Annotated in this window: 2 protein-coding genes; both read right to left on the bottom strand. The window is 60.1% G+C overall.

From position 1 onward, the window contains the following. Positions 1-8: 8 nt before the first annotated feature. Complete coding sequence (locus ACESMB_RS14885; RefSeq protein WP_372971973.1) at positions 9-2,609, bottom strand: tetratricopeptide repeat protein; 2,601 nt, start codon at positions 2,607-2,609, stop codon at positions 9-11. A 51-nt stretch (positions 2,610-2,660) separates the two neighbouring features. Beyond that, positions 2,661-4,034 (bottom strand): PEP-CTERM-box response regulator transcription factor, encoded by a 1,374-nt coding sequence (gene prsR, locus ACESMB_RS14880; protein ID WP_372971972.1) that lies wholly within the window; start codon positions 4,032-4,034, stop codon positions 2,661-2,663. Positions 4,035-4,088: the final 54 nt, after the last annotated feature.

Raw genomic sequence — 4,088 nt, 5'->3', positions numbered from 1 at the left:
TTCGGTGTTCAGCTTTCGTTTCCGGAATCCTCCAGCAGGCGCTCCGCCTCTGCATCACGGCCATTGGCACGGTAGGCTTCCGCCAGATGCCGGGCAATTTCTTCAGAGTCGGGTGCCAGGCTGTGGGCCTTTTCCAGTAATTCGAGGCTTTCTGCGTGCTCCCCGTTTTTCAGTAAAATCCAGCCGTAGGTGTCGGCCACGGCGGCGCTCTCCGGGCTCAATTCATAGGCTTTTTCAGCCAGCGCCAGGGCTCCGGGGTTTTCGTTTTCCTGATAGATCCATGCCAGGTTATTCAGGGCGGCCACGTTGTCGGGTTCCATTTCGACCAGTTTCTCATACAGAACCACCGCCTCTTCCGTTTTGTTGTTGCTCTGATGCAGGGAAGCGAGTGTCATCATCAATCCGGTGTTGTCCGGGTCTTTTTCCAGGGCAAGCTGGTAGAGCTCCGAAGCTTCTGTGTACTCCTGTTGGCTCTCAAAATACCGGGCCTCTACGATAAACGGCGATGAGGACTCGGGGTGGGCCTGCTTGACGTCGCTGAGTATGTTGCGGGCCTCGCTGATGTCATCCTGCCTGAATGCCAGTGCCGCGGCCTGGAGCCCGATTTCTTCATGGGCCGGAAACAGTGCCCGCGCTCTGGCCAGTACCTCGGTTGCCTGTTCGGTACGGCCGCGCTGAGCGAGTTGCGTGGCGATGCCGTTGTATACGTTGGCCACCAGCCGCTCGGCGGGCGCCGGCGTGTCTTCGTCCTCGCGCTCGGTGAGGCTGGCGGTGAGTTCGTCCGCACGTGCCTGGTCCTCATTGATCAGTGCCGATTCAAGTAAAATCAGCCTTGGCCCCACGGCTTCCGGGTGGGTCTCATGGAGCTCCTCCATCAGAGTTTCCATATCATCGCGCGGGAGAATTGCCGCCAGGCGCTGCAGGGCCTGACGGTTATCCGGTGACAGGCGTAAAGCCTCGGTGTACAGGCTTTGTGCCTGTTCCGTGTCGTCTCTGGTTTGCGCCAGTCTGCCGAGGGCAATCAATGGAACGGCGTTCTCCGGCTCGGCGGCGGAGGCCTGTTCATAGAACTGGGCGGCCCGCTCCGGGTTTTCCAGTTGTTGCTCAAGATTGCCGCGCACCATCAGTGCCTGGACGCTGTCCGGTTCGGCTTCCAGCCAGTTATTGGCGGTTTCAGTGGCCGCTTCCGGGTTTCCGGCTGCCAGCTGAGCTCTGATCAGCATCTGCCTGGCGGGTGCGGAGCCCGAATCCCTGTCCATGGCCTCCCGTGCCAGCGCCACCGCTCGGTCGGCGTTCCCCCGCTGGATGTGATAATCCGCGTACCTGAGCCTCAGAGCGTTGTTGTCGGGGTTAAGCTCAAGGGATTTTTCGATGAATTGTTCGCCGCTTTCGATGTCCCCGCTTGCCAGTGAGGCGATGCCTACGAGGGCCAGGGTGGCCGGGTCCGAATCCTTGTCATCAATCTGTTCAAGAATTTCCCGCGCGCCTTCCGCATCCCTCATTCGCAGGCGTGTGGCGGCCAGCAGCCGGTTAGCCTGTTCAGACTCATCCAGGGCGGCAACCGGCGCGAGGAGTGTCTCGGCCTCTTCGACGCGGCCCTGCCGGAAACGAATCAGACCCAGCATCATGGCGGCCTGCTCGTTCTGTGGTGACTGGGTGAGTACCTCCTCAAGATACCGCGCGGCATTGTTCAGGTCGCCTTCGTCAAATGCCTCTTGTGCGGCAATCATGTTGCTTCTCAGCATGCCCGGTGCTGACTTGGACAGAATCTCCTCGTAGACGAAGGCCTCCGAGGATTTGCCCTGTTGCCTGAGGACGTCAATCAGGTCGGACATGGTGCGGAATTTCTGAAAGGTCATCAGGTCGTACTGGCCAATTGTTTCCAGTGCGTTGATGTAAGCCTGTTCCGCATCGGCCCATTGCTCGTTGGCGTGGGCGGTTCGCGCTTTGAGTAGCCACAGGTCCACGTGATCCTGGTCCAGTTCTTCGGCCTGGGCGATGTACTCATTGCCCTGTTCCGGATCGTTTTGGCTGAAGGCAACTTGCGCAAGGCCAATGAGGGGCCGCACGGCTCCCGAATTGGTATCCCGGGCAGCAGCATAGGCGTCCGCAGCCTCTTCGGGGCGGTTGGCGGCAAGGTGGATGTCGCCCCTGAGCAGGCTGGCTTCCAGTTCGTGCATCCGGTCCGGCTCTTCCAGGGCTTCCAGGGCAGCCAGGGCCTCGTCGTATTCCTGCTGCATCAGCCGGGCCTCAGCGCGTATCAGCGCTGCATCGTTGAGACTTTGTTGGCTGATGGACTCTTCACCGATGTCTGCAAGCAGCTGGTCAAGCTGGCGCTCGGCATTGCGGGCATCACCGGCGGTCAGCAGGTTATTGATGATGATCAGGTAGGGCTCGATGCGCTCCGGCTGCATCTCTATGGCGCTACGCGCCTCCAGCGTGCTGGCCTTGAGCTCACCCTGGCGCTGGAAAAAGCGCGACTGGTCCAGGTGGCTGAGGTACTGGATTTCGTCCTGGCTCATTTCATCGTTGTCGCCGCTGCAGCCTGCAAGGGCCAGCGAAATGGCAATTGAAAGAAGGGTGGCGCGTACTGCGGATACTGGTCTCATGGCCCTTTTCCTTTCCTTTCTGGGTATTGTTATGGATTCCCTGCCTGCTACTCAGGCACTTGGTGATTCAGCAGATGTCTCTATACGGTATTTGTCGGTCAGGTTATAAAGCGTCGGCCGGGTGACGCCCAGCAGGCGTGAGGCCTGGGCCATATTGTAACCACAGGACTGAAGTGCCTGTATGATGGCCGCCCGTTCCGCATTTTCACGCACCTGCCGCAGGTTCAGCTGGCTTTCAGAGCCTTCCTGGTCGCAGTTGAGCTCCAGGTCGGCCGCGGTCACCCGTTTGCCATCGGCCATGATGGTGGCCCGCTTCACCTTGTTGATCATTTCCCGCACGTTGCCGGGCCAGGGGTGGTTCTTGATGGCCTTGATGGCGTCTTCGGTGAAGGCGAGGTTGGCGCGGTCCATCTGATTGCCCAGGGACTTCAGCAGCGATTGCGCGATTACCAGGGCATCGCCTTCTCGCTCCCGCAGGGCGGGTACGTCCAGGGTGATTTCGCTGATGCGGTAGTAGAGGTCTTCCCGAAAGGTGCCCTGGTTGATGAGATCCTGCACGTCACGGTGGGTGGCGCACACAACCCGCACGTCTACGGCAACCGGTTTCACCGAGCCGACCCGGTCTACCACCCGTTCCTGCAGGAAGCGCAGTAACTTGGCTTGCAGGGGCATGGGCATGTCGCCGATTTCATCCAGGAACAGGGTGCCGCCGTTGGCGTTTTCAATTTTCCCCTTTTTGCTCTGGGTGGCGCCGGTGAAAGAGCCTTTCTCGAAGCCGAACAGTTCGCTTTCCAGGAGGTTTTCGGGGATGGCGGCACAGTTGATCGCCGCAAACGGCTTTTCTGATCGGTGGCTCAGGTCGTGCAGGGCGCGGGCGAGCAGTTCCTTGCCGGTGCCGGTCTCGCCGGTGATCAGGGTTGTTACATCCGTGGGCGCGACTTTTTCCAGGGTGCGGCAGATGGTGAGCATCTGCGGGCTGGCGGCAACAATGCCTTTGATACTGGTGCCATTACGCTGGCGGGCCAGTTCGCGGTTGTCCCGCTCCAGTTCTGCGAGCCGGAAGGCGCGGTTGACCACGAAGGTGAGGATATCGGCATCCAGGGGCTTCTGGTAGAAGTCGCTGGCGCCCATGCCAATGGCCTTGACGGCGTTTTCCTTATCCTCACGGCCGGTGACCACGATGATTTTGGTCATGGGCGCAAGCCGGAGAATGTCGTCCAGGAGCAGGAAGCCTTCCGACGCGCCACCGGGATCGGGGGGCAGGCCCAGATCCAGGGTGACAACGTCCGGTTCGTTTCGTCGCAGGGCCGCGAGGGCGGTCTCCCGGTCTGCGGCCACGGTTACTTCCAGATCCTCGCTGAAACACCAGCGCATTTGGCTCTGCAGGCCAGGATCGTCCTCTACGATTAAAAGTCGTCTACTCACAACGGCTACAAATCCCTTTCTGTATTGTGATGGTCTTGCGGTGAACCCTCTCAC

Origin of the sequence: Marinobacter sp., from assembly GCF_041686475.1 — a bacterium.
In the GTDB taxonomy this organism is placed as follows: Bacteria; Pseudomonadota; Gammaproteobacteria; order Pseudomonadales; family Oleiphilaceae; genus Marinobacter.
Note: the sequence above shows the minus strand (reverse complement) of the source record. Positions and strands in the feature narration are given on the sequence as shown.